The following is a 25183-nucleotide window of genomic DNA, read 5'->3' as shown; positions in this document are numbered from 1 at the left end:
GGGGATCGCGTGCTTTCAAACACCAGGTTCGGGGTGTAACCGGCGACATGCCGTTCCATCCTCGCGGAACAGATGGCAGCGGTGTGGCGGCAAACCGATGGCGAATGTTGCACCTTCTTCTACCAGCACCACGTCGTTCTGGCGGTACACCAGGTTTTGACGAATTGCCGGAATTTGGATGTGGATCTGTGTTTCGTTACCCAGTTGCTCAACCACCTGCACTTCGCCGGAAAGCGTCACTTCGGCGACGTCACTTGGCAGAAGATGTTCAGGGCGGATCCCCAGCGAAAGGTTGCTGCCGACCTGGACGTCGGTGCCTTCCACCGGCAGCCAGACTTGCTGGCGATTGGGCAATTCAACCTGCACACGCGCAGGTTCAGCACCGGTGACTTTCACCGGCAGGAAATTCATTTTTGGGGAGCCGATAAACCCGGCGACAAAGCGGTTGGCAGGATAGTGATAAAGCTCAAGCGGCTTACCGACCTGCGCGATATGCCCGGCGTCGAGCACCACGATTTTGTCAGCCAGCGTCATCGCTTCGACCTGATCGTGCGTCACGTAAATCATGGTGCGTTTCAGGCGCTTATGAAGACGGGAAATCTCAATACGCATCTGCACACGCAGCGCGGCATCTAAGTTAGAAAGCGGTTCATCGAGCAGGAAAACGGACGGTTCTGCCACCAGCGTACGGCCAATCGCCACGCGCTGACGTTGCCCGCCGGACAGCGCTTTCGGACGACGGTCGAGCAGATGCGCCAGTTGCAACACTTCGGAGACCTGATTCACCCGCTGACTAATTTCGGCTTTTTTCGCGCCCGCCAGTTTCAGGCCGAAAGACATGTTTTCAGCGACGGACAAATGCGGATAAAGCGCATAAGACTGGAACACCATGCCGATACCGCGTTCTGCGGGCGGCACTTCATTCATACGTTTGTCACCAATTTTCAGCTCGCCGGAGGTGATGTCTTCCAGACCGGCAATCATGCGCAGCAGCGTCGATTTACCGCAGCCGGATGGCCCGACAAACACCACAAATTCGCCCTCTTCGATTTCCAGATTGATGTCGCTGGAAATCACGGTTTCGCCAAAGGCTTTGTACACGCTGTTAAGGGAAACGCTCGCCATCCTGAACTCCTGTACTTGCTGCCAGCGGGAAAACTCAATGCAACGAAGAGTGAAGGATCGGCCGTTAAGCGTAATCATCCGTAACAGAATTTTTCATGGGGAGGAGCAGGGAGGATGACCTATTCATGCAACCGGATGAAAGTTCACACCAAAAATCAAATTCGTGATCTGAATGGCAAAAACCGAACCATTTTTTTGAGTGATGAGCCACATAACGCCTGAGAGTGTCGGCGGGATCACACTCTGAGGGGCGGGGGCGTAGAAGGGGGGATGATGAAGCCCTGACGGGTTAAATCCACACTGGCGTCGTACCCTGCCTTTTCCGTCTCAGACGGGAAGCAAACCGACTCCTAACAGGAATAAAAGGACTGGATTATGACCCTCAGCATTAAGAAGATCGTGAAACACACACTGGCACTTTCGGCGCTGGCTACTCTGGTGCTGTCATCTTCCGCTTTTGCCAAAATAGAAGAAGGAAAGCTGGTCATCTGGATCAACGGTGACAAAGGCTATAACGGCCTGGCGGAAGTCGGTAAGAAGTTTGAAAAAGATACCGGTATTAAAGTCACGGTCGAACATCCGGACAAACTGGAAGAAAAATACCCGCAAGTCGCAGCGACCGGCGGCGGCCCTGACATTATCTTCTGGGCGCACGACCGTTTTGGCGGCTACGCACAATCGGGCCTGCTGGCAGAAATCAGCCCGGACCAGACGTTCAAAGATAAGCTGTTCCCGTTCACCTGGGACGCCGTAACCTTTAACGGCAAGCTGATCGGCTACCCGGTTGCGGTCGAAGCGCTGTCACTGATTTACAACAAAGACATCATCAAAGAAGCGCCAAAAACCTGGGAAGAAATCCCGGCGCTGGACACAGCGCTGCGCGCCAAAGGCAAGAGCGCCATCATGTGGAACTTGCAGGAACCGTACTTCACCTGGCCGATTATTGCCGCTGACGGCGGTTACGCGTTCAAATATGAAAACGGCAAATACAACACCAAAGACACCGGCGTAAATAACGCAGGTTCGCAGGCTGGTCTGCAATTCATCATCGATCTGGTGAAGAACAAACACATCAATGCCGACACCGACTATTCCATTGCCGAAGCCGCATTCAACAAAGGCCAGACCGCGATGACTATCGACGGCCCGTGGGCGTGGTCAAACCTCGACAAGAGCAAAATCAATTACGGCGTGACGCTGCTGCCCACCTTCCACGGCAAACCGTCTAAACCATTCGTCGGCGTGCTGACTGCCGGGATCAACGCCGCCAGCCCGAACAAAGAACTGGCGAAAGAGTTCCTGGAAAACTATCTGATCACCAACGACGGTCTGGCTCTGGTTAACAAAGACAAACCGCTGGGTGCTGTGGCGCTGAAAACCTATCAGGAACAGCTGGAAAAAGACCCGCGCATTGCGGCCACTATGGCGAACTCCAAAAACGGCGAAATCATGCCAAACATTCCGCAGATGAGCGCCTTCTGGTACGCAGAACGTAGCGCCATCATCAATGCAGTGAATGGCCGTCAGACCGTTCCACAGGCGCTGAAAGACGTCGAAACCCGCATTACCAAGTAAGCACTTTTCAAGGCAAACACCGGCGCGGAACTCACGGGTTCCGCGCCGTGAATAAAAGGATTTCCCTATGAATGCTCGAAAAAAACGGCCGTTCAGCACTGCGTTAAAATGGCTGGTGATCAGCCTGCTCGCCTGCTTTACCGGTTATCTGATCGTGCTGATGTATGCGCAGGGTGAATACCTTTTTGCCGTTCTGACGCTGATTCTGTCCAGCCTCGGCTTATACATTTACGGTAACCGTCACGCGTATTCTTGGCGCTACGTTTACCCCGGTCTTGCCGGAATGGGGCTGTTTGTCCTGTTTCCGCTGATCTGTACCATCGCCATTGCCTTCACCAACTACAGCAGCACCAACCAGCTGACGTTCGAACGCGCGCAGTCCGTTCTGATGGGACGCGAGTTCCAGGGCGGAAAAGCGCTGAATTTCGCTCTATTCCCTGCGGGTAAAGAGCCGGCCGGTGATAAATGGCAGCTGGCGCTGACGTCAGCCGATGACAGCGAGACGCTGGTTTCGCCGCCTTTTACGTTCGATGCTTCCGCACCCAAAACGCTGGAAATGCTGCCGCAAACCCCGCCATCCGCTGAAAAAGCCGGGCTGCGCGTGGTGACGCAAAATCGTCTGGCACTCGGCCAGTTATCCGCAAAATTGCCTGACGGCGAAATCCTGCGCATGAGTTCCCTGCGCCAGTTCTCCGGCACGCAGCCGCTATACAAGCTGGGCGAAGACCACAAACAACTGACCAACGTCCAGACCGGCACAATTTACCGCCCGAACATGAACACCGGTTTCTATCAGGCAGTGAACGCTCAAGGTGAATGGCAGGCTGAAAAACTCAGCCCCGGATTTACCGTCGGAATTGGCTGGGGCAACTTCCTGCGCGTTCTGCACGACGACGGCATTCAAAAACCGTTCCTGTCTATTTTCGTCTGGACGATTATTTTCGCGCTGCTGACCGTGGTGCTGACCGTGGCCGTCGGCATGGTGCTGGCCTGCGTCGTGCAGTGGGAAGAACTGCAAGGTAAAGCGGCGTACCGCATCCTGCTGATCCTGCCGTATGCGGTTCCGGCGTTTATCTCGATACTGATTTTCAAAGGGTTATTCAACCAGAGCTTCGGGGAAATCAACCTGATGCTGAGCGCCCTGTTTGGCATCAAACCGGCGTGGTTCAGCGATCCGATGACCGCCAAAAGCATGATCATTATCGTCAACACCTGGCTGGGTTATCCCTACATGATGATCCTGTGCATGGGCCTGCTGAAAGCCATTCCTGAAGATCTCTACGAAGCTTCCGCCATGGACGGCGCGACGCCGATGCAGAACTTCTTCCGCATCACGCTGCCGCTGCTGATCAAACCACTGACACCGCTGATGATCGCCAGCTTCGCGTTTAACTTTAATAACTTCGTTCTGATCCAGCTGCTGACCAACGGCGGCCCGGACATGCTCGGCACGACCACACCGGCCGGACATACCGATTTGCTGGTCAGTTATACATACCGCATCGCCTTCGAAGGCGGCGGCGGGCAGGACTTCGGGCTGGCGGCGGCGATTGCCACGCTGATCTTCCTGCTGGTTGGCGCGCTGGCTATCGTGAACCTGAAAGCTTCACGCATGAAATTCGACTGAGGAGAAACACAAAATGCCAATGGTTAAACCTAAGTCGCAAAAAGTCAGATTACTGGTGACGCACCTTCTGCTGCTGTGCTTTCTGGCGCTGATCCTGTTCCCGCTGCTGATGGTATTCGCCATCTCGCTGCGGCCGGGTAACTTCGCGACGGGCAGCCTGATCCCCGATCAGGTCTCGTGGGATCACTGGAAACTGGCGCTGGGAATTGCAGTGACCAACAGCGACGGCAGCATTACGCCACCGCCGTTCCCGGTGATGCTGTGGTTGTGGAACTCGATCAAGATCGCCGGCATCACCGCCGTCGGGATCGTGGCGCTTTCCACGACGTGCGCCTACGCCTTTGCCCGCATGAAATTCCGTGGCAAAAGCTCGCTGCTTAAAGGGATGCTGATCTTCCAGATGTTCCCGGCGGTGCTGTCACTGGTGGCGTTATACGCCCTCTTCGACCGCCTCGGCATTTACGTGCCGTTCCTCGGGCTGAACACCCACGGCGGCGTGATCTTTGCGTACATGGGCGGTATCGCGTTGCACGTCTGGACCATCAAAGGGTATTTCGAAACCATCGACGGCTCGCTGGAAGAAGCCGCCGCGCTCGACGGTGCCAGCCCGTGGCAGGCCTTCCGGCTGGTACTTTTGCCGCTGTCCGTCCCGATTCTGGCGGTGGTCTTTATTCTGTCGTTCATCGCCGCGATTACCGAAGTGCCGGTGGCATCGTTGTTACTGCGTGACGTGAACAGCTACACCCTGGCGGTGGGTATGCAGCAATATCTCAACCCGCAAAACTACCTGTGGGGCGACTTCGCGGCTGCCGCAATTCTGTCGGCAATCCCGATTACGGCGGTATTCCTGATAGCTCAACGCTGGCTGGTCGGCGGCCTGACGGCAGGCGGTGTGAAAGGTTAACTGCAAGGCTAATGCGCTTACCTCCAAAATAATTCGAGGTGCAGAAAGGCGGCAAGTGAGTGACTCCCGATGAGCTGACAATAAGTCAGTGATTCGGGTGAGCGAATGCAGCCAACGCATCTGCAGTTCGAAGTATGAAGGAGGGTTTGATTTCCCTGTGTCTTGGGCGGCCGAATAGGCCGCTTTTTTTTGTCCGGGAATTTATGGCTTACAGGGTACTGAGACGGGTTGCGATATCCCGCATAGCATTTCGCGCCGTCTGGCTGATTCCGCCAAGCTGGAAAAAACCATGGATTACGCCCAGATAACGTTGCGCCGTGCAAATGACGCCCTGATCTGTCAGGCGGGTAAACAACTTTTCACCTTCATCACATAACGGATCGTACTCGGCTGTGATGATATGCACAGGCGGCAACCCCGATAAATCATTACGCCATAACGGGCTGACTTCGGGATGCATTAAATCAGTATCCGGGCAATAAGCTTCAAAACCGCTGAGCAACATTTCGCTGGTGAGGACGTAATCAAAACCATTACGTTGATGGCTGGCAGATGACGCAGTGGCGTCAATCATCGGGTAAATCAGGACTAGCTGCTGAGGCAACCACTGCCCTGCATCACGAAGGCGAAGCGCCGTTACCAGGGCAATATGTGCGCCCGCACTGTCGCCTGCAAATACAATACGTCTGCAGTCTACGCCCAACGTCCCGGCATGTTCCCGGATCAGGTTTACAGCACGTTCCGCATCATCGTGCGCTGCCGGATAAACATGCTCGGGTGCGAGACGATATTGCACCGCAATCACCCGACAGCCGCTGAAAAAGGCCAACTGACGCAGCTGATTATCATGTGTCGCAAAACCACCACTCACAAAACAGCCGCCATGAAAATAGATCACCGCCGGCAATATTTTTTGCGCATTTAAAGGCGACACAACGCGCAATGAAATGCCATCGATAACCACATCTTCAACATTTACGCGCTGCTCGATATCCCCCGCCAAAACCGTGCTGGCGACATATCCGGCACGACGCGCCTCATAAGTCTGACTGCGTGATGACGGGCGACCTGCGGCAATAAAATCATTAACAAGGGAGGCGATTGCGGGTTCCAGAGCCATGGGGGGTTCTTCCTGAGTGTGGGGTGAATTCAGGAGTTTAATGCGGTTATCGGAAAGAAGAAAGGACAGGGAAAAGCGGGTAAAGAAGGAAGTTTAGGCATAAAAAAAGCCACCCGTAGGTGACTTGATTTTCATACTAATGGTGCGAAGGCCGGACTCGCCAATCAATTTCAAACATCTGAATTATAAGTAAATAAATCGAGACACCACCACCTTGTATACTCACTTATATACTCAATTGAATTTGACAAGAAATACAATTAAATCAATAAGTTACACGATTGGTGGTTTTGAGTTTTTACGTGATTTTTCTGAAGAAAAACAGGTCTTAAAAACTCCTGAGATCATACCCGTTGCGCTAACATTCCGGGGTAGTGTTTCGCAATGATGTCATTCATCTTGTCGATTAGCTCTGGGCGCTTAAACGTCAAGTGCCCGGTACCCTTCTGGAAATATCTAATATTAAAGTAATCATCTTCATACGACTGTTGGCTCGGGTGATCACGCACATATTCCATGAGTCGGGTAGTAATATCGCCCCGGCTATCGGGGATCGGTTTTCCGTCCAGCAAAAATAACATGCGCTCCAAATCGGCCAACTGATCTCGTCGCCAGCCCCAGTTCAGACTGTAGCCCCAGCGATTGTGAGTCACCAGATTATTGATGATGATCTTCTTTCCAAAACTGCACGGACTATTAGTTTTGTAATCCCACGATAGCCCTTTGAAGACGTTGATGATGCCACGCTCAAAGACATCCATTTTGTTGAGATGCAACTGCTCAAAGGTGCTGAGAATATTCGCTTCGCTGATGGCAGGAATATTCTCCCCCTCAAGGTTTTTGTTCCACTGGTCCCTTGCCTGGGCATCCATCAAACTGAGCATTCCCGATTTCTTCATCAAATCTCGCCATATACCGCGATCAAGATTGCAGGTAATCACCTTCATCGCCGTTTCTGCTTTCTCCATAAGCCAGCAGCCGCAGCGGAAGTCTTGTCGCATGGCCCAGTCTCTTGCAATTCCACCGCCAATGCTGCTGGTGGTTGCCGAGATGCCTTCAAGCTGGAAGATAAGGGCTTCAGTCTGTGCCAGCGCTGCGTTACGCCCCGTGACGATCCGCTCGATATTGGTCGAGCAGATGAGTTCAGTATGGTCAGTTAATACTTCAGGTTCTGTCTGCATAATTAGTTTTCCATGCACAAAAGCAAACACGCCTGCCGGGAATGGCTAGCGCATTATGCTGGGAGAGTCGGGACAACAAAAATCAGACGTTCAAATCAGGAATGCGGCTTGCAAGATTTAAATACTTAGCGATCCAGTCAGCTGTTTGTTGCCAGTCAGAGAGGGGAATATCAGTCTTTATCTGCCAGGTGGCAGGTGGCAGGTGGCAGGTGGCAGGGCAATAGTAGTTAGCTAATAGAATAACCACCCTGACCAAAAAACCATAAGGCAGGTTATTAGTATTGCAGCTGTAGTCGGCTGTTTGATGCATACCGCGGGTCAGTATAAATGCATCCCCAGCCTGCTGGCGGGCTCCGCTTCCGTTAAATGAAATGACGCCTAGCCCAATTAAACTATCGTCAAACCGCAGCGACGTATTACCTGAATGCTCGCAGTTGGTCAGGCTGGGATGGCCTGTGGTTGCGATTGCGTTCTTATGTAGCGATAAGCGAAAGTCACGGCCCTGCATAGATCCAGCCACGCCTCTGGTTCAGCCTCCTGAACCTGTTTGATACGATATATTCCAGTATTGGAAGAATTGTTATCGTTCATGGCCTCTCCCCTTTTGTTTGAGAAAATATTCCAGTAGCCCGCCGCGCACGCAGAACATCGACGACGTTGAGATAAGGCTCTTCCCAGGAAAACCCATCGAGGTCTGTCCGTATTAATGCATAACGCTCAACCTGGAAATTCACCGCATCTGCCAGCGAGATCCCCGCATCGATATGTTCCTGTATGACCTGGCTTTCACTAAACGGCGTATCGTTTAGCGTCAGGCCATAATGTTGCTGGAACAGATATGCCAACAGAGTTTGCCAGGCTTCAGTCGGTGTCACTGCTTTAGAAATGGAAGTCATCAGAATGTATCCTCACAGCCAGCCGCGTTCGGCAAAAGATATCGATTCGCCGTGTCCGATGACGACATGATCCAACACCTTGATACCCATCAGAGTTGATGCTTCGATCAAGCGCTCTGTCACGGAACGGTCTGCACTGCTGGGCTCCGCAGATCCCGATGGGTGATTGTGTGCAAAGACCACTGCCGCCGCGTTGTGGCCTAAGGCTCTTTTTATGATTTCCCGCGGATAAACAGAGGTAGCGTTGATGGTGCCCAATGACGTCGTTTCACTGGCAATGAGGCGGTGCTGAGTATCCAGATACAGCACCATAAACACCTCGCGTTCGAGCTGCTCCAGTTGTAAACGCAGGTACTGCAGGGTCTCGGCGCTGGAATTAAAACTAACGGGTTTCTGTTTCATCTGTTTTTCAAGCAAGGTCAGCGCCATCTGGATAACGCGCTGGTGGGTTTGATATTGCATGTGGAGAACTCCAATAAAAGATAAGCCGCTATCTATTGAGACAGCGGCTATTTAGCGAAGACTGGTTAAAAGAGATATTAGAATTACGGCATAAAGACCATAACCCGACGGTATAGTTTATATTTCACTAATAGCGACGCAATAAATTAGTCTTGCGAGATGCATTATATGGTGAAACTCTTTAAGGAGAGGAACCCTACGGAGGAGAGGTTTATGATGGCTATTAATACGGAGTATTAATACATCCTTTCATCCCTTTAGTAATAGCAGAGTACAGGAGATGAGAATACCGATTCTCATCTATTGGTAATGCATCGTCCAGTTACCCTTGTCAGTGACAACGTCGATCTGAAGCACAGAACAGGACGATAAAACAAACAACGTTATGGACTCACCATAGTTGAGTGTTTTGGGCAGCATGCTTCGCCCAGTAATTGCATATTTTTTATCCACACGACAGTTACCCCGATTGACAATAACATCTCTAATTTCGGCTTTATCAGTTATTGCCGTTATCTTCACTTTTAATTCTGGGAAATTATAGTGCGGATTAACTCCTTTATATAAAGAAATATTTACGGGAGCAGAAGCAAATGAACATGCAGAAAATAGAAATAAGACGAGTGCAATAATGAATTTCTTATACATGGAAATATCCTTTATGGAATATGACTGAATGAAGGTCTGGTAACATGAAAACAAGAGTTAATGAGGCCGACTTGGTCGGGGAAGTAATGCGCCAGAACAGAAATGTCCTTTCGAGGAAACGATGAAATTTCAGGAAGCGAGTTGCAACATTTGCTCAGCCATCACCCATAGCGCACGGTTAAGCTTAATGTCCCCATCAATGCCTTTAACAGCACGCGTGTGAGCCCGCTTGCCAGTAGCGGAAACCCCCGTTAATCCACCTTTGATCAGGTTTTCCTGAACCCGTTGGTAGGTCGTCCATAAGTCATCCGCCTTGTCTTCCCAGCGACGGGCAGTCAGTAGTTGAGACTCGGTGATAGGATGATGCTCTTCCCCATAGCGATAGTTCAGAGCAGCATGAGCAAAAGCCTGTCGGGCAGGGGCTGGCAGACTCAGGCACTGCATGGCTTCGCGCTGCTCTTCAACGCGTTCAAACACGTCCAAAACTTCATATGCTCCTTCTATCACCCGCCCCACCACATCACCTTTATGCGGGACTCGAACTTCACCAAAGGTATCACCACAAATCAGCCCATTAGCACACACGGCTCTGAACATGCCTGGCAGCATCTGATAACTGCTCGAACCGTCATGGCTATTCAGCAAAATGATTTCCGGCACTTGTTGACCAGTGATCTGACCTTCCCGACGGAGCCTGAGTAAATGCTTGGTATGCTCGCGCTTATTTGGGTCGCGAACACGGGTCTGGCAGGCATAGAACGGCTGAAAACCTTCACGCTGCAGATTTTCAAGCAAGGATATGGTCGGAATGCAGGTATACCTTTCGCTGCGTGACTCATGTTTGCTGTCACTGAATACACTGGGCACGTAGAGAGCCAACTCATCATGCGTAAGAGGTCGGTCGCGACGAATAGAATTCACCCGCCCAAAGCGGGATGCGAGAAGTGTCATGGTTTTTCCTTAATTATGATGTGGGTTAATATCAGGGAGAAATATTTCAACGGCTAATGCACCTGATGAACGAACTAACAGCCAGTCTAGGGTGCCGCTGATAATGCCCCCTATCAGTGGAATCAAGCGGGAGGCGGAGCCAGTAGCAACACCAACGGTTGAATGCATCATCAATGTGGTGATTGTTTTCTCGCTCGCAGCTTCCAGGGCTTTGAAAGATAGCTGACTAATAAAATGCATACTGGTGTTATGGAGCAGTTCTTTAGCTACGCTGCCACCGAGACAAATGTAAGCAAGATGTCGGGTTCTAAGATCATCAGGCGAATAGCCACCCAAAATCGCGACAGCAGCAATCATTCGGAACTGAATAAATAGCAAGCCGGTCAATCCGGCAGGAAGTGCCACAGGCAATGTTATAATGCCGGCCAGCCCAGTAATAAACCCGCTGGTTGCTGCTTTACTTGATTCCCAGCTAACTAAGCTGTCTGCAGCCTGATGAATATCAGAAAATGTGCTTAGATAGTGATGGGCCAATTTTTCTGCAGAATCGGTGCCCAGCCCTCCTTTAATAGCCTGGGCATACAAACGGTCGAGCCAACTGAAAAGAGTATTAAATGGGATGTCATCATCATGCATAAATCACCTTGTGACGAATAAAAAAGCCACGGTGATTTACCGTGGCAGGGTTCGAGTTGGTGATATAGGTTTATGTTTTTTTTATTTCCTTTTTTTCTTTTTATTTTTTTATCTGTGAGATGGCATAACTACGTACTTTTTTTGCTTTTATAGGATCATAAGGTGGGTAGAAACGCCTCAGTGACATATCTTTATTACGAACCTCATTTTTTGATATGGCGTTGAGTGTATGAACAGGATAACTTTCCTTAGCGAGGAGTATTAGGTAAGCTTCAAAGCTTTTAATATCACTAGCCAAAGCGTCGTATTTTAATTGAGAGTTTCCTTTTTGATTAAAATCATCTAAAAAAACATCTTCAGCTTTACTTTTGTCGTCTACCAACTTTCGTGAAAACATCGTTCTGACTTTGTCATTGTATACTTCACTATTACCATACCTACGTGAAACATCAAAAAATAAAGCACAACCATCATTACTTGTGACCTTTGCCCACAAGTTAATAATCTCAGTAGCAAGATTGGCGTTAAATCTATCATCATTTATGTAAAAATTAATATGGATGTATGGCATGCCGTTAGGCTCTTTCATCACAACCCAAAAATGACCAACTATTTTTTGAAGAAGTACCCTTTGCCTCGCATTATTTAAAAAATTACGCATTGCAGAAACTAACACCCAGCAACTATTTTTGACATCAAGTGGATTATCGAGTTCTTTATTTATTATCGCATCTCTTTTGAGAGAAAATGAAAAACGTAATGAGTATAAAGAAGGATGTTTCCTGTTCAATCTATGATAATGAAGCAACAGAGTATTAAGAAGTTCTGATTTCTTTTTTAAAAGAGGTTGAGTGATTTCCTTTATATTATTTTTAGCCTCAGTTAACTTATCAAAGTCGTTAAGAGAAAATGATCCCTCAACCAAGTTAGAAACTCTTCTAAAATATTTTATTATTTTATTATCATTTTGATCATAATAGTCAAGGCAAAAATCTGCTTCCACGACCCTCAATCTTTTCATCACATAACTTAACTTTGTCAGCCTTATTTCATCTTTTTTATTATGAAAAATAAAATCAAAATGATCAGTAAAGGAATTCATATCTACCTCATTCAAATCATACATTTTAGATATTTAACTTCATACATTTTACATGTAAGTTGTACTTACACTTACAATAATACTCCGATTAAACCCAGTTTTCTACCTTGAAGAGGCTGTTAGCAAAGCATGTACATGTCGGCAGTTAAATTGTGCTTTTAGGTTGAGGGTGCCCCTTACCGCTTCAAAGACAAATATATCATTCCTTCATAACTGAAGAACTTACAGAAGCAAATATTCGAATGAAAATAGTAATAATTTACATAGCAGCCTTATGAGACGAACCGCATTAACTCTGTTAACCACAATCATCTGTGCTTGTATTCTTAACTCTGAATCCTGATAAAACTCACGGTCATGAACAACTACTTTGATTAATCAACATGTCAATTCTGCCATTATCACCTCTTCCAGATTCCCGAGTTTCTATGGCTAAAAATTACATTTGGGTTAATTAATATAATTAATAGGCACCCCAATAAATACACACCGTAACTCTCTGTAATTAACGCACGCTCAACCACACATGTCAGCATCAATACGACACATAGCTTTGATTCACCTTAGCCATTTCAACCTGCTGATAATTAGGCAACCCCCATTGATATCTCACCCTGTTATCAGCCCTGAGGCATTGGCTCCTCAGGGCCTGAGGAGGCTGTTCTAATAAAGCATCTAATCTTGTGAGTTCTACTATGAGAGAAAACGAATTATACAATCAGGGCTATTCAATGAACTGGTTTCTTCATGCACTCATCAATAATCAAATCGATGCAATGGTACAACGCTATGCAAGGCTTTATGCCTTGAGGATCGATTTTTTCTACAAAAAAGGCTCTGACCGTTTTAAAAACAGTTCTCCGCGCTCAATGGAGGATGAGTTACGCCTGTTAATGACGGAGATGATGGCTTCCCCTGCAGTAGTAGGGTATTTCTGGGTAGTTGAATGGACGCCAGATCATGGCTTTCATGCGCATGCTGTTATCTGGCTAAATGGTCATAAAACACAGCGAACCTATCCCTTTGCAGAGAAGGCAGGTTCATTTTGGCAGGAGCTTACTAAACAGGAAGGTTTTCATTACCGCTGTGAATATCATGAAAATTACAGCGCAAATATTAACATGCCAATCAACTACAATGACCCAGCCAGTATCGCCAATATTCGCTACATATTGAGCTATCTGGCGAAAGAAGAGCAAAAAGAAGGATTATGTTGCTATGCCAGCAGTGAGGTTCCGCTTCCCTCTGGTGCTGGACGTCCCAGATCACCCGTCCATTCTACGGATTGGTCTTCTTGATGATCAAAAAACAGGGCTTTAAGCCCTGTTCTGATTACTTAGAAGTTACTGCGATTAAAACCAGAAGCTTCAGTGCAACGAATAAACGTTTGTAAGCCTTCTTTCATCACCAGGCGCTTCATATAGAGCATATTGGCATAATTGGCCTGAGAAACGTGTGATTCAAGATGGCGGTGCACAGTAATGTGATCGACCTGAAGTCGGTCATAACCGATATGTGTATTTCCGACGTTATAAGCTGAGAAAATCGCCAGCTGGTCCGAAGCATGTAATGTATTCAGAAACTCCTGCGCTTTTTCTTCACTCGTAATGTACGGCAATACCTCAACCGTCTGTTCAATTAATTTATCAATATGCATTAGCTGTTTCCATGTTGTTTTCGTATTCACAGAACATGGTGGCATTACGTCGAGGTTCAACCTGATTACTATGTAAATGGGGAGCCAGATCTCAATTTTTGAACTTAAAAATGCTTGCTAACGGTTACCTTCTTCAAACACTGCATCCGTGAACTCTTCGCCATCCCTTTTATTCAAAGCTCAGAAGTAAATTTTTACTCGGAGGGACATGATATGTAGAGATGCCAGTAACCACGCATAACCTTACCGCATGCTCTTCATCCCCCCACCGAAGAAGAGAAAACATCATGACAACGACACCAGAATTACTAAACGATCCGATGATTGACATGGCTTTCATCACAGCCTACACCGGGATGACGGACAAATGGCTTTATAAATTAATTCAGCAAGAAGAGTTCCCTAAGCCCATCAAACTCGGACGCAGTTCACGCTGGTTAACAAGCGAAGTTGAACAGTGGGTAAAACAGCGCATCGCCCAATCCCGCCCGTAAGCATATCCCGCACTCACTAACTTGAATTAACCCCTACAAGCCCCCTGCAGTAGCTACTCCTGCCCACCTGGGACGGATTACGCACGTCTGCAATTTGGCGTAACGGAGTAAAAACATGCACGCAAAATCATTTATCGCCTTCAACAGCAACGGGCAACTCATGGCCGCAACAAAGGCATCGTTAGCCCCTAATGACCAATACCGTTGCCATCTGTGTAGGGCCCTCATGAAACTCCACACGCCAGAGAACGGAAAGAATCCTTGGTTTGAACACATCCAACAAACGACAAGGACGACATTAGTTCACAAACTCCATGACTGCCCCTACCTCACTGCCGATGCAGAAGAGATGGCCCGAGTCAGCGCTTTACGCCGCTTCGTTCCAGAAGCACAGCCCATAGTCCAGAAAGGCGACTGGTACTGCACAAAATGCAGAAGTGACTACCATGCAGAGAAATACTGCACGCATTGCCAGACAGGCATCTACAGCATTGAAACTGCCTCCCCCACTTGGAATGAGTTATCTGTATTTCAGTAGCTCTCACTGCACTGGCCTGACGCAAATTCATAACTCAGGCCATCAAAAGATCAAGTCACCCAACTCCCCTTTCAGCAAAAAAATAAAGAGAAATCACGATGCCTAATGCTCATGCAATTACGGCTTTAAAGAAGTGCTATCAACACATACTTGATAGCTATCGCATGGTCGATGCCGTAACGGGACAACCGGTGCAGGCCTTGAGGCCCTATCTCAGGCTGGGGATGTATCAGTGTGATTTTGAACAGCGAAGCCACACCTGTCAGATTATCGCACCGGTTTTCATCGCTCACCTGCTAACTCTTAGACAGAAGCAGCAGTCAGATAATCTGGTCTCGCACGATGCAGCGGCTAGACATCTGCGGCCTGAACATTTCATACAGAGCACGCAATTCTACTTCTCATTGCTGCGAGCAGAATGTCAAAGGCTGGGATGGTCAGGGCTCGCCGATGACTTGCTGGCGCTAAGTTCACATTTTTACGATGAACCCTGGCATCTGGAGAGGTTTGCGCTCGCTTACTTTTACGGCTTGCTGGCGAACGATCCGGAGTACTTTGCTCTGCTGGCACCACCGCAGCATGAGGCTTCTCTTCATCCAGTTGAACGAGTAAATCATCGGGTGTTGCTACTGAACGCACACCTGGCGAAAACACCGAATCTGCATAACCTGATTGAGGAATATGTGTTTTTCGCATTTTACAACCTGTGGGGTCAGACCCCGCCTTAAGTACCGCCCCTTCCCATCCTGGGTGGGCTGCCCCTAACACTTCCAATCGTATTGCAATCTTCTTATTCATCGGAAAAACCACCCAATGACTACAGCCGGTCGCGGCAAGAGGCGCATCTATGCAATTTAAGAAAATAAAGCGTGGCGTTACCCATGATGGCGGGTGGGTTAAAGCAGAATTATATCCTCTGCCAGCATCGCTGCGTTGTTACTGCGAGGGCTGTTTAAACCCTTTGCATTTTCGAATCACGCATGCGGAAGGTCGTTTTTTTGAACACGACCTTGAAAATAGCGACATCAACCGTTTAGAAGAATGCCCCTATTTGCTTTTACCCCACAGACCCGCGCAACTCTCCACTGTTGCCCGGGCAACAGCCCTGCATGAATCCTTTAATTTGGGAAATCCTCAACCTAGGCACTTTATCTGCGTGATGTGCGATTACGAATTTTTCGGACTAAAACACTGTCCCCGCTGCGGTAACAGCCTGTACTGCACGGAAGTGAAAAACAGAAATACGCTGACCTTGTCTGTAAAGTTTGCAAAATAAATTAGGTTCATACCCGCACTCAGAAAAGTGACTGGGATATATCACGCAACAAACGACTATCACTAGCTGCAGTGCATCGATCGGTGATAACGATCGAAAACCAATTATCGATCTATCAAAACGATTATCTTTTCAGCAATCTCTCTGGTTATCCTTGGCTCCATTGTTGACGATAGATGGCTTTGTATCACGGCGTATTACAGCTGTGGGGCTTGCTACGTCATCACTACAGGGGTGCCAGAAACTAGTCGTCCCTCAGGTAACCATTATTGCATCAGATTAGTACGCCAACACCAGGCCACCATGCTCGAACGATGCAGCTGCGAAGAGATGAACATGAAAAGATGTACCCGATGCAATAAAAAAAGAAACTTCATCGAACGGTTATTTGCGCTGGATAAAGAGCTCTGCGAGGAATGCTTATACGACATTCAATTGGAAATTCGAGAAAGAAGAGAAATCCCAGTTCAAAGGCACAAAGATTAAATGGCGCTCATTCAGCAAGACCGGCAGGCCGTAATCGAGGTCAGCGTCATTATCCCTGTCTATAACGCGGCAGAGACCATCAGTCACCTCATCAGCAAGATCCTTAGGGAAACCCGTGTCGTTATTGAACTCATTATCGTTAACGACGGTTCCACTGATGGTACTGGCAATCTTATCCGGGATATCTGCGACAACCGGCTCATCCTCATTGAGCAGAAAAACCAGGGCGTCTACGCTGCTCGAAATGCCGCACTGGATATCCATCGTGGCGAATGGGTGATCTTCCTGGATGCGGACGATGACGTTGAAGACGGATTCATATTTACACGCTGGAAGACCGCACTGGCAACTCATGCTGATGTGGTGATCTTCAATGCCTGGCGCACGGGTTCAGGAACTTCCAGAACGCCCGTACACACCAGGCAACCTTACGGACAATCCTTATCCGGACATGAGTGGATACGCCACTGCGTGACGCTCCGGGAATGGCCGCACTACCTTTGGCTGCAGATTGTCAGGTCGTCCTATATCCGGCAAAACTCCTTATCCTTTCAGTCCGGTAAAAGCCACAAAGATATTCTCTGGACGATTCATCTCGCAACCAGCAACGGGCGTTTTTATCTTTCTGATTGCAAGGATTACACCTATAAGATGAATGCAGATTCCATTACACATCGGACCGATTACTTTGATGTCAGGGCTCAAAGTTATATTGAGGTGATTGCAGAAATTATTCGTCTGGCAAAGCATGACCAAAACAAAAAGATCAGCCAGTTTTTATACCGGCACGCGCTAGTGGAGGCACGTCACTTTTTGGGATTGTACAGGAATAATGTATGCAATACATTAAATGTAAAAAGCAGTTTTAGAACGGGAATATCGGTATTCAGTTTATTAAAGGGAGTAAGTAATATGAGTGATGCGTTTTTCTTTATTAAGCTGTTAGGGAGGATTTTATAAACTGGGAGTTCTGTAAAACACTCGACCAGTCATCAAAATAGCTCACTTTTCATTTTTGATGGATGATTGAATGAACTTGAATTGGAGGGGGCCCCTATTAGATTATCAAGCATGTTTATGACGGCATGAGTGTATAAAAAGTAGCGTCACGCATCATAGCGAAGAGGACTTCACAGCACCGCCTTTCGAAAGCGATAAGCGCTTGGTTGTGCCGTTTTTCCTGGTTCATTTTGCGTGTGTAGTAAGCCTTGGAGATCGGATTTCTAAGCGCAGCGAAGGCAGACAGGAACAGCGCCCGTTTGAGGGTTTTATTACTCCGCCACGAAGAGTGTTCCACTCATATTGATGAGCCGGAACGTCGGGTTACCGGCGCAAGACCGGCATATACTGCGTGTTGTCCAGTAGAGGTGAAGTCTCGACAAACGACCTTAATGAGGAGTGTGGCGGCGGTCCTGACGTCGCCCCGGGCATGCTGGTCAGGACCGGGTATAGAGGGTGAGCAAGAACCCGCTGTTCTACCTCAAAAACCACCTCGTCCCTTTGCTTACGCAGCATGATGAGCAGGAGTGTCTAACGTGGCAGGACCACGACAGCGGCATTCATACCAGGAGCGACGACAGTTTGCTCAGTTAGTGCATCGATAATATCTGCAGCAAGGCGCTTTCCGAGACGAGGCGTGAGTTTGCAGAGCTGGGTTGCCAACTTCCTCTCATCCAGCGAAGCGAGCTTTTCGGGTGAGGTATATCGTTGGAGAAGATCGAGTACTGCCGGATGTATCTGAGTCAGCAGGCCGCGAATACGGTTACTGGCCTGAGTTGTCTGAGCGGCAAGGTAATCATCGAAGCCGCAGAGCATGCAGAGTTCAACGATTTGTTCGTCAGCTGATTTTATCGTGCGTAGCGCATGAGGCATGGGCATGGGCATGGGCATGGGCATGGGCATGGGCATGGGCAGTTTCGGCGATGATAGAAGCATTACGGGCATCTGTTTTGGCTTCACCGGCGTGTAAATCTGCGATGCGGCGCATTACCAGCCCGGGAAAAGCGCCGATGATAGCTGGCTGGTCGGCAACCAGCATTATCAGACCATGTTGTTTAAGGTCAGATATCAGCGGTCTGAGATTGTTTTCGTCGTTGGGCAATGCTTTATTGAACGAACGCTTTCCTAAAAGACTAACGGGAACAGCTTGATGCGTATCTTTACCAGCATCAGTGCCAATAAAGACCTGGACTGATTCGTAATCGCTGGATTCGGTTATTCTGTCCGCCTAATGTCTGACTGGCCACCTCCAGTCGTCCTTGAACCCGGTGCCCCCAGGTTCAAGGACGACTGGGACTGCAATCAAGCCAGGTATGTCTAGTTAACCCCCCCTATTATAAGGGGTACGAATAAGGTAACGGGGATCTTAATATGCAATATATAAATAAATAATAAAATACCCCTCATATCTATATAGCTGTTAGATAGGGAATAAAGATCGCCATTTTGAGTTTATTTATCTCATTAAGAATCTGTTTGGCAGGCATGACGATTATTTTATTACATATATTTTTCACTGCACTTACTATTAAATGAATATGCCTTTTGATTATAGTGTTTTTTAAATCATCTTTTCGAACATTTATTAATGAGCTACAAACATGACGTCTGTCGATGAACTGCTTAAGGAAATCTTGTTAGTTGTATTAAGCCTTAAATTACAAAAGTTATGTACAGGTCCGGTTTTTTACAAGGTATGAACCGCTCCGGTTTTCATGTAGAGTATTTTGCAGAAGTATTCAGGCTGCCGCATTCCCGTCATTCAGTGAATGCGTAATACGCTTTTTCTACCTCTGTTGGCGGAACATATCCGGTACGTCCCATTAACCGATGATATTTGTACCAGCCCACCCATTTTAGTGTGACCAACTCCACATCCTGTCAGTTTTGCCAGTGGATCACCTCCTCCTTATACAACCCGTTGATATGTTCTGACATTGCATTGGTATACGAAACCCCGTGCTGACTGTTGAGGCCATTAACGCTGTGTCATTCAACCGCAGCGTATATGCCATTGACACATACTGTGCACCTTTATCGCTGTGATGGATGGCGCCACACGGTCGTTTGGGTGCGCAGTCCCTGCTCTAGTGCAACCAGCACAAAAGACGATTTCATCATGGATGAGACCCGCTAGCTCAAGATGACAATAGCGAACACATCGATGATGAACGCCACATATACAAACCCCCGCATGGTGCTGACATAGGTAAAATCGGCCACCCTGAATAAATCAGGGCGTTCAGCCAAGAACTTACGGTTTACCCGCTCGTGCGGTGATAAGGTTTTGCTGCTGGGGAGCAGACACTTTTCCACGTGTCTGCAAGGTTTCATCTGGCGGTCAATGAGACATCGGACAGCACTGACGGCTTCGTGTTTTAGCTGCCGCGAGACCTTACGCACACCGTAACCGCTGTTTTTTCTACGTATACGCGCTGTATCTCAGATATTCGTGCGACATCGCGCTTATCCTGCCAGCATTGCCGCTCCCGTGCTCACCGCTAAGATTTTCCAGTAGCCGCATTTTTTTAGTGACGGTCGAACTCCGCATGAGAGCAATACGCTGAAGCTTGGCGCAAAATGTCTTTGCTGCGCAGCAGTTACCGGCTTTCACGTTCCAGTCGTTCGCTGTCTTGCTGCTCATCAACGGACTCCCGCTGGCGTATCTAGATATGCAATACGTCTAGAGTGCGGCCGATCTTAGGGGCAACGGGGCAAATAGCGGCCCATTATGAGTTATAAGCGCTCTGTTTTTCCAAAACAATGCGATCAGCCTTCTCGTACACTTCAAGGAGAAATCGATGATGTTTTATCATCCTGGTTACTTGTCTCAAAGAGTGCAGTCTCCAAAATTGTCGGGGCGGCTCAATTGCGAACATTGTCGTTGAACACTTAGGTTACCTTGTTCATAATCCATCTAATAGCTGTGCCTATTGACGCTACTTCTATGCTTTTCTGTGCTTTTTGGGCATGTAACTATTCAGCTTGGACAGAGTACATTAAGCCCTGTGTAGAAAGTTTGCGAGTCAACCCGCTTCTAGGCCGGAGTGAGGCTAGATGGAGCTGCTTAGAAAGGTCTGGGGATGGCCATAAACCTCGGGGCGGTAGCGTCTCATTAAGGAAAGGAAAGGAAAGGAAATGTTTAAAGTAAGCGCGAGAACAATTTTAGAATTGGGCTCGGAGTTAATTAGCTCCGATATAATTGCATTTTATGAACTGATCAAGAACAGCTTTGATGCTCAGACAAAGAATGGCGTGACAATTAACTTTGATATTACACTACAGCGAAATGAATTTAAAAAAATAGATGGATTGCTAAATAGAAAAGAAATTTCATTAGAATCAGCCATCGAACTCATTGTCACAGCCTTAGATAAAAATTCAATTTATTATAAAGAATATTTTGAATTTATAAAAAACTCCAATAGTTTGGATAGCTTAAATGAGAATTTTAAAATTGCCCAAAATAATTTCAACAGAATAACGATTTCAGATACCGGTGTTGGCATGTCACCAGATCAATTAAATGAGAACTTCTTAGTAATAGGTACATCATCAAGAAAAAAAGATATTGATATCGCGATTAGTGCAAAAAGTGGAACATCTCCTTACCTAGGCGAAAAAGGAATAGGTCGTCTTTCAGTTATGCGCTTAGGGAATTACCTGAGACTAACAACATCGACTGAGAAATCTCAAGAAGAAAGTGTATTAGAAATTGATTGGGAGAAATTCTCACAGCTCGATCTTATGCTCGATCAAATAGAAATAAAAGCAATATCGAAAAATAAAGAAAAAGAATGGCATGGCTGTATAATTGAAATCAGCAATTTAACAGAAAACTGGACCCGAAAACGCGTTGATGAATTAATTGAGTTAGAAGTTGCCAAACTAACAGATCCATTTGAAGATGTGAGGAAAAGGCCAAAAATATTCATTCATTGGAACAGGATTAGAATATCAATTCCATCAATGAATAGAAAACTATTGGAACATAGCCATGCTGAACTAAGAGGGTCTTACAGTGTGGAGAATGGGAAGCCCTATATAAAATGTCATTATATTGTAAGAGATGCCGGAGTGGAACATCCTATCGAGGAGGATATATATTACCTCACCGATGTTGATCTACACGGACTACTGGTGGGAGACAAGCTTAATATTTCTTTAGAATCTTTAATTAGTATTGGTGATTTTAATTTTGAGTGTTACTGGTTTAATAGGCAAAAACTGAAAGCAATTGATGGCATCGGAAATCAAAAAACTGCCAGGGAATTACAAAAGCAATGGTCAGGAATATTTCTTTTTAGAGATGGATTTAGGGTATTTCCATATGGTGAAGATGACGATGATTGGTTATCACTAGATAGGAAAGCATTAGCCCACTCAGGCTACTCACTAAATAAAGCTCAGTTTATAGGAAGAGTAAATATCTCGAGGATAGGCAATCCACAACTAATTGACCAGACTAACCGTGAAGGCCTAAGAATTAATGACGAGCAAAAATTATTTATACGGATTTTAAGAAACACAATACAAGAACGATTACTTCAATTTTTAAAATCAATTAAAAAACAATATAAAGACAAAAAAATCAATATTGAAACCATTGAGACAGATGTAAACTCTCTGAAAAAAAGAGCTGACGATGCGGTAAAACAACTTAGAAGCCATATAGATCCAGAAGGAAAAGAGTTTTTTGAAGACTTACAACAGACATTGTTTCAATATGCAGACTTTTCTAAAAATGCAAAACTTAAAATAGAATCTGTAGAAAATGATAGTCTAATGATGACTGAACTAGCGGGGATTGGTTTAATGAGTGAGATAATTGCTCATGAACTAGCTAGAACTGCCGAAAATGCCTTAGATACTTTAAATGACTTAAAAAACAAGGAAGTATCCGTTGATATCAGAAAAGGATTGGAAGTCCTCAGAGGAGAAATGAATAGTCTAAGTAAGAGACTTCGTGTTCTTGACCCTATAAGCATTGCAGGTAGACAAAGAAGTGAGAACCTAGACTTAATAGAAGTGATTGAAGATATACTAGATCTTCACAAACCACAGTTTATCCGCCATAAAATTGATGTGCAGATTATAGAAAAACCGAATCATAAAATAATGATGCCCATAGTGAAGGGTATTCTGATTCAAATATTTGCCAATTTAATATCCAATTCAAAGTATTGGCTTAAAATTAAGAAAGATAGAATTATTAGCTTTTCACCTAAGATTGAAATAATAATAGAGTCATCACCACCAACTGTAATATATAGAGACAATGGAACAGGAATCTCTGTAGAAAATAAAGACCGGATATTTAAGGCATTCTTCTCATTGAAAGAGGAATCTAAAAGAAGAGGCCTAGGACTACATATTGCAAAAGAAAACGCAGAATATCTTGGTGGCAAACTTTATCTTGACAATGAAATAAATGAAGAAACCAGTAGATTGCATACATTTATACTTGAATTACCAGAGGCAGGTAATCTGGAGAATAAGAAATGAACGATTTAATTAATATCCTTAGTGAGAATAAAATAAAAAAAGCATTAGTTATAGATGATTCCTTTAACATAAAACCTAATGTTTCAAATATATCTTACACATTAGACGATTGGGATAGGTTCTTTGATGATTTGCAAAGTGTTGACGTCGATTTAATAAAAACTATTATAAAAGATTATGATGATATTGATTCTGAAAACCTTAAAAAATCAGATTCATTTATCGGAGCATTATGGGATTTAAGGGATGAAATACCTGCAAGCAAAACTCTTTTCGCAAGATATAGTAATGACATGTCGCACGACTTAGAGATTCTCGGAAAATTAAAATCCACCCTGACAAAACTTAATATACAGAGCGAAGAGTTGGGCGTTATAGACTCATATGTTGACAAAGAAATATACGAAAGGAAGATATCTAACAGCGATATAGATATTATATTCATTGACCTATTTCTTGGTGGCGAACAAGACTCATTAGCTCAAGAAAGATCTAGCAATTTGATAAAAAGAATTGTTTCAGAAAGGAAAGTTTCTCCCCCTCTGGTTGTACTAATGTCTCGAAGCCCATCACTTCAAGAGAAAAGAATCGAATTTAGAGACAACATTGGCATTATTGAATCAATGTTCAGGATATTATCTAAGAGAGAAATATCAGATGAAAGCAGGGTGAGTCAAGTATTATTTAACCTAGTATCTGCAAAAGAAAACTCTCATAAAATCTTGAAATTTATCAATGCATGGAGTGATGGCATGTCTAATGCCATGGATGAAACTCTGAATATAATGAGGTCCTTTGACCTTTCTACATATTCAAAACTAAAAGAATTACTATTGGATGGAGAGGGTGAAAGCACTGGAAGTTATATAGTAGATATATTTGAGTTAATAATGCAACACAAACTCGAAGAAAACAATGGCATTATTGATTCCGCTATTGGTTTAAATAAAATCACAGATAGCAAATCATATTATCCATATATTACAACAGACAAATACTTGCATGAGCTTCTATATAGCGTGATGTTCAAGAACAATAACAGAATACGAATAAACCCTGAGAATGATAATAGACTAGCCTTTGGTGATATGTTTGTTATAAATATTGAAGCCAACACAACCCAACATTATTTTATTGATAAAAACAATGCAGGAAATATATTTCTTGTGATAACTCCTGCTTGTGACTTACAAAGAGAAATTAAAAACAATATAATTTTACTAAAAGGTAACATCAGAGAGCTTTCTTTAAATACGTGGGTTTGCAACGATGATGAATTAATAACACCTATAGTTAAAATTGATGATAATTATAAATCAATCAAATGGGATGCTAAAAGCATAGAAACTCTTTCCGCTCAAGACATCACATTATTGTTATCTTCTAAAAGAATCAAGAGAGTTGCACGATTACGTGAAAATGCAACACTTTCATTGCAGCAAGTTTGTTTATCTAGCATAGGAAGAATAGGGCTCATAGCCCAATGCCTGCGTCTTATGCTGTAGAATTATGCGCTTATTATCTTGATGATAGCAGGGAGTTAAAGGAAATCCATCTCAAAAATAGCGACTCATTAGATGACTATTATGGTGTATGTTATGTTGGTCGATATAACGGAAAGAAAAACATCAAGAAAATATCACTTAGTGAAGATTTAGCTTCAAACCTTCGCAGAGCTATATCTAATATTTCAGCCAATGATGTTTACGTAAAAAACAAAGTAATAATTGGTCATCTAGTTGAGTCAATACAGCTCCAAGAGTTGATTTGTCATAGTTTAGAGCTTGAAAGCTCAAAAAATAAGCCTTATCCGCTTCACTTAGACATCAATGGAACTAACACAAAAGTAGGGTATATAATAGAAGACCCCTCCCAAGAAGTAATAATTAATCTGTCAAAAAAACAAGATGCTGCACTTGTAATTGTAATAAAAGAATACTGCACATGTTAGTAGAAAGGCAGCCGTTGCACTCAAAACTTCGAGAATGTAATTAAAAATCG

Annotated in this window: 23 protein-coding genes and 2 pseudogenes; 12 read left to right on the top strand and 13 right to left on the bottom strand. The window is 45.6% G+C overall.

The features are described 5' to 3' along the window. Window positions 1-15: 15 nt before the first annotated feature. Window positions 16-1125, bottom strand: coding sequence for a maltose/maltodextrin ABC transporter ATP-binding protein MalK (malK, locus tag ACM5QY_RS07460; RefSeq protein WP_416119958.1), 1110 nt, complete (start codon window positions 1123-1125; stop codon window positions 16-18). Between the two features lie 375 nt (window positions 1126-1500). On the opposite strand from malK, the gene malE reads away from it, so the two are divergent. From malE to malG, 3 genes are all read left to right on the top strand, one after another. Next, a complete protein-coding gene (gene malE, locus ACM5QY_RS07455; protein WP_416119957.1) occupies window positions 1501-2700 on the top strand; it encodes a maltose/maltodextrin ABC transporter substrate-binding protein MalE in 1200 nt (399 codons plus the stop codon). 67 nt (window positions 2701-2767) lie between these two features. Beyond that, the gene (malF, locus tag ACM5QY_RS07450) at window positions 2768-4327 is read left to right on the top strand and encodes a maltose ABC transporter permease MalF (RefSeq protein WP_416119956.1); all 1560 of its coding nucleotides are present in this window, start codon (window positions 2768-2770) and stop codon (window positions 4325-4327) included. A 13-nt stretch (window positions 4328-4340) separates the two neighbouring features. After that, complete coding sequence (gene malG, locus ACM5QY_RS07445; RefSeq protein ID WP_195815614.1) at window positions 4341-5231, top strand: maltose ABC transporter permease MalG; 891 nt, start codon at window positions 4341-4343, stop codon at window positions 5229-5231. Window positions 5232-5439: 208 nt separating this feature from the next. Here malG and ACM5QY_RS07440 read toward each other — a convergent pair whose 3' ends face one another. The 9 genes from ACM5QY_RS07440 to ACM5QY_RS07400 all read right to left on the bottom strand — a co-directional run bounded on the left by ACM5QY_RS07440 (window position 5440) and on the right by ACM5QY_RS07400 (window position 12227). Further along, complete coding sequence (locus tag ACM5QY_RS07440) at window positions 5440-6351, bottom strand: alpha/beta hydrolase (RefSeq protein ID WP_416119955.1); 912 nt, start codon at window positions 6349-6351, stop codon at window positions 5440-5442. Window positions 6352-6695: 344 nt separating this feature from the next. Beyond that, window positions 6696-7532 carry a DUF4942 domain-containing protein gene (locus ACM5QY_RS07435; RefSeq protein WP_416119954.1) on the bottom strand — a complete coding sequence of 279 codons (837 nt, stop codon included), beginning with the start codon at window positions 7530-7532 and terminating at the stop codon, window positions 6696-6698. A gap of 82 nt (window positions 7533-7614) precedes the next feature. Further along, window positions 7615-8040, bottom strand: coding sequence for a hypothetical protein (locus ACM5QY_RS07430; protein WP_416119953.1), 426 nt, complete (start codon window positions 8038-8040; stop codon window positions 7615-7617). A 79-nt stretch (window positions 8041-8119) separates the two neighbouring features. Continuing rightward, complete coding sequence (locus ACM5QY_RS07425; RefSeq protein ID WP_416119952.1) at window positions 8120-8428, bottom strand: TA system toxin CbtA family protein; 309 nt, start codon at window positions 8426-8428, stop codon at window positions 8120-8122. 12 nt (window positions 8429-8440) lie between these two features. Next, on the bottom strand, window positions 8441-8905 hold the full coding sequence (locus ACM5QY_RS07420; RefSeq protein ID WP_416122835.1) for a JAB domain-containing protein: 465 nt from the start codon (window positions 8903-8905) through the stop codon (window positions 8441-8443). Window positions 8906-9190: 285 nt separating this feature from the next. Continuing rightward, window positions 9191-9538, bottom strand: a complete 348-nt coding sequence (locus tag ACM5QY_RS07415; RefSeq protein WP_416119950.1) for a hypothetical protein — start codon at window positions 9536-9538, stop codon at window positions 9191-9193. Between the two features lie 129 nt (window positions 9539-9667). Continuing rightward, complete coding sequence (locus tag ACM5QY_RS07410) at window positions 9668-10489, bottom strand: DUF932 domain-containing protein (protein ID WP_416119949.1); 822 nt, start codon at window positions 10487-10489, stop codon at window positions 9668-9670. Between the two features lie 9 nt (window positions 10490-10498). Continuing rightward, window positions 10499-11125 carry an EcsC family protein gene (locus ACM5QY_RS07405; RefSeq protein ID WP_416119948.1) on the bottom strand — a complete coding sequence of 209 codons (627 nt, stop codon included), beginning with the start codon at window positions 11123-11125 and terminating at the stop codon, window positions 10499-10501. 100 nt (window positions 11126-11225) lie between these two features. Next, window positions 11226-12227, bottom strand: a complete 1002-nt coding sequence (locus tag ACM5QY_RS07400; protein WP_416119947.1) for a hypothetical protein — start codon at window positions 12225-12227, stop codon at window positions 11226-11228. A gap of 731 nt (window positions 12228-12958) precedes the next feature. Here ACM5QY_RS07400 and ACM5QY_RS07395 point away from each other — a divergent pair. Then, window positions 12959-13525 carry a YagK/YfjJ domain-containing protein gene (locus ACM5QY_RS07395; RefSeq protein ID WP_416119946.1) on the top strand — a complete coding sequence of 189 codons (567 nt, stop codon included), beginning with the start codon at window positions 12959-12961 and terminating at the stop codon, window positions 13523-13525. A 38-nt stretch (window positions 13526-13563) separates the two neighbouring features. Here ACM5QY_RS07395 and ACM5QY_RS07390 read toward each other — a convergent pair whose 3' ends face one another. Further along, window positions 13564-13884 carry a hypothetical protein gene (locus ACM5QY_RS07390; RefSeq protein ID WP_416119945.1) on the bottom strand — a complete coding sequence of 107 codons (321 nt, stop codon included), beginning with the start codon at window positions 13882-13884 and terminating at the stop codon, window positions 13564-13566. A 287-nt stretch (window positions 13885-14171) separates the two neighbouring features. Between ACM5QY_RS07390 and ACM5QY_RS07385 the strand changes: the two genes are divergently transcribed. The 5 genes from ACM5QY_RS07385 to ACM5QY_RS07365 all read left to right on the top strand — a co-directional run bounded on the left by ACM5QY_RS07385 (window position 14172) and on the right by ACM5QY_RS07365 (window position 17638). After that, entirely contained in the window at window positions 14172-14378 is a 207-nt protein-coding gene (locus tag ACM5QY_RS07385; RefSeq protein WP_133823240.1) for a helix-turn-helix transcriptional regulator, read from the top strand. A gap of 115 nt (window positions 14379-14493) precedes the next feature. After that, window positions 14494-14916, top strand: a complete 423-nt coding sequence (locus tag ACM5QY_RS07380) for a putative zinc ribbon protein (RefSeq protein ID WP_416119944.1) — start codon at window positions 14494-14496, stop codon at window positions 14914-14916. Window positions 14917-15014: 98 nt separating this feature from the next. Continuing rightward, the gene (locus ACM5QY_RS07375; RefSeq protein WP_416119943.1) at window positions 15015-15644 is read left to right on the top strand and encodes a hypothetical protein; all 630 of its coding nucleotides are present in this window, start codon (window positions 15015-15017) and stop codon (window positions 15642-15644) included. A 119-nt stretch (window positions 15645-15763) separates the two neighbouring features. After that, entirely contained in the window at window positions 15764-16192 is a 429-nt protein-coding gene (locus ACM5QY_RS07370) for a putative zinc ribbon protein (protein ID WP_200222978.1), read from the top strand. Between the two features lie 486 nt (window positions 16193-16678). Next, window positions 16679-17638 carry a glycosyltransferase gene (locus tag ACM5QY_RS07365; RefSeq protein WP_416119942.1) on the top strand — a complete coding sequence of 320 codons (960 nt, stop codon included), beginning with the start codon at window positions 16679-16681 and terminating at the stop codon, window positions 17636-17638. 115 nt (window positions 17639-17753) lie between these two features. Here ACM5QY_RS07365 and ACM5QY_RS07360 read toward each other — a convergent pair. Then, a pseudogene (locus ACM5QY_RS07360) lies at window positions 17754-18896 on the bottom strand (IS110 family transposase). 520 nt (window positions 18897-19416) lie between these two features. Next, window positions 19417-20493, bottom strand: a pseudogene (locus ACM5QY_RS07355) (DDE-type integrase/transposase/recombinase). A gap of 322 nt (window positions 20494-20815) precedes the next feature. Between ACM5QY_RS07355 and ACM5QY_RS07350 the strand changes: the two are divergent. The 3 genes from ACM5QY_RS07350 to ACM5QY_RS07340 are packed head-to-tail and all read left to right on the top strand — an operon-like array spanning window position 20816 to window position 25133. Continuing rightward, window positions 20816-23182 (top strand): sensor histidine kinase, encoded by a 2367-nt coding sequence (locus ACM5QY_RS07350; protein WP_416119941.1) that lies wholly within the window; start codon window positions 20816-20818, stop codon window positions 23180-23182. Further along, entirely contained in the window at window positions 23179-24687 is a 1509-nt protein-coding gene (locus ACM5QY_RS07345; RefSeq protein ID WP_416119940.1) for a hypothetical protein, read from the top strand. Before ACM5QY_RS07350 ends, ACM5QY_RS07345 begins: the two co-directional genes overlap by 4 nt. Continuing rightward, window positions 24666-25133, top strand: coding sequence for a hypothetical protein (locus ACM5QY_RS07340; RefSeq protein WP_416119939.1), 468 nt, complete (start codon window positions 24666-24668; stop codon window positions 25131-25133). The genes ACM5QY_RS07345 and ACM5QY_RS07340 overlap by 22 nt, the downstream gene beginning before the upstream one ends. Window positions 25134-25183 lie beyond the last annotated feature (50 nt).

It is taken from the genome of Rahnella sp. PCH160 (assembly GCF_047784855.1).
Taxonomy (GTDB): Bacteria; Pseudomonadota; Gammaproteobacteria; order Enterobacterales; family Enterobacteriaceae; genus Rahnella.
Note: the sequence above shows the minus strand (reverse complement) of the source record. Positions and strands in the feature narration are given on the sequence as shown.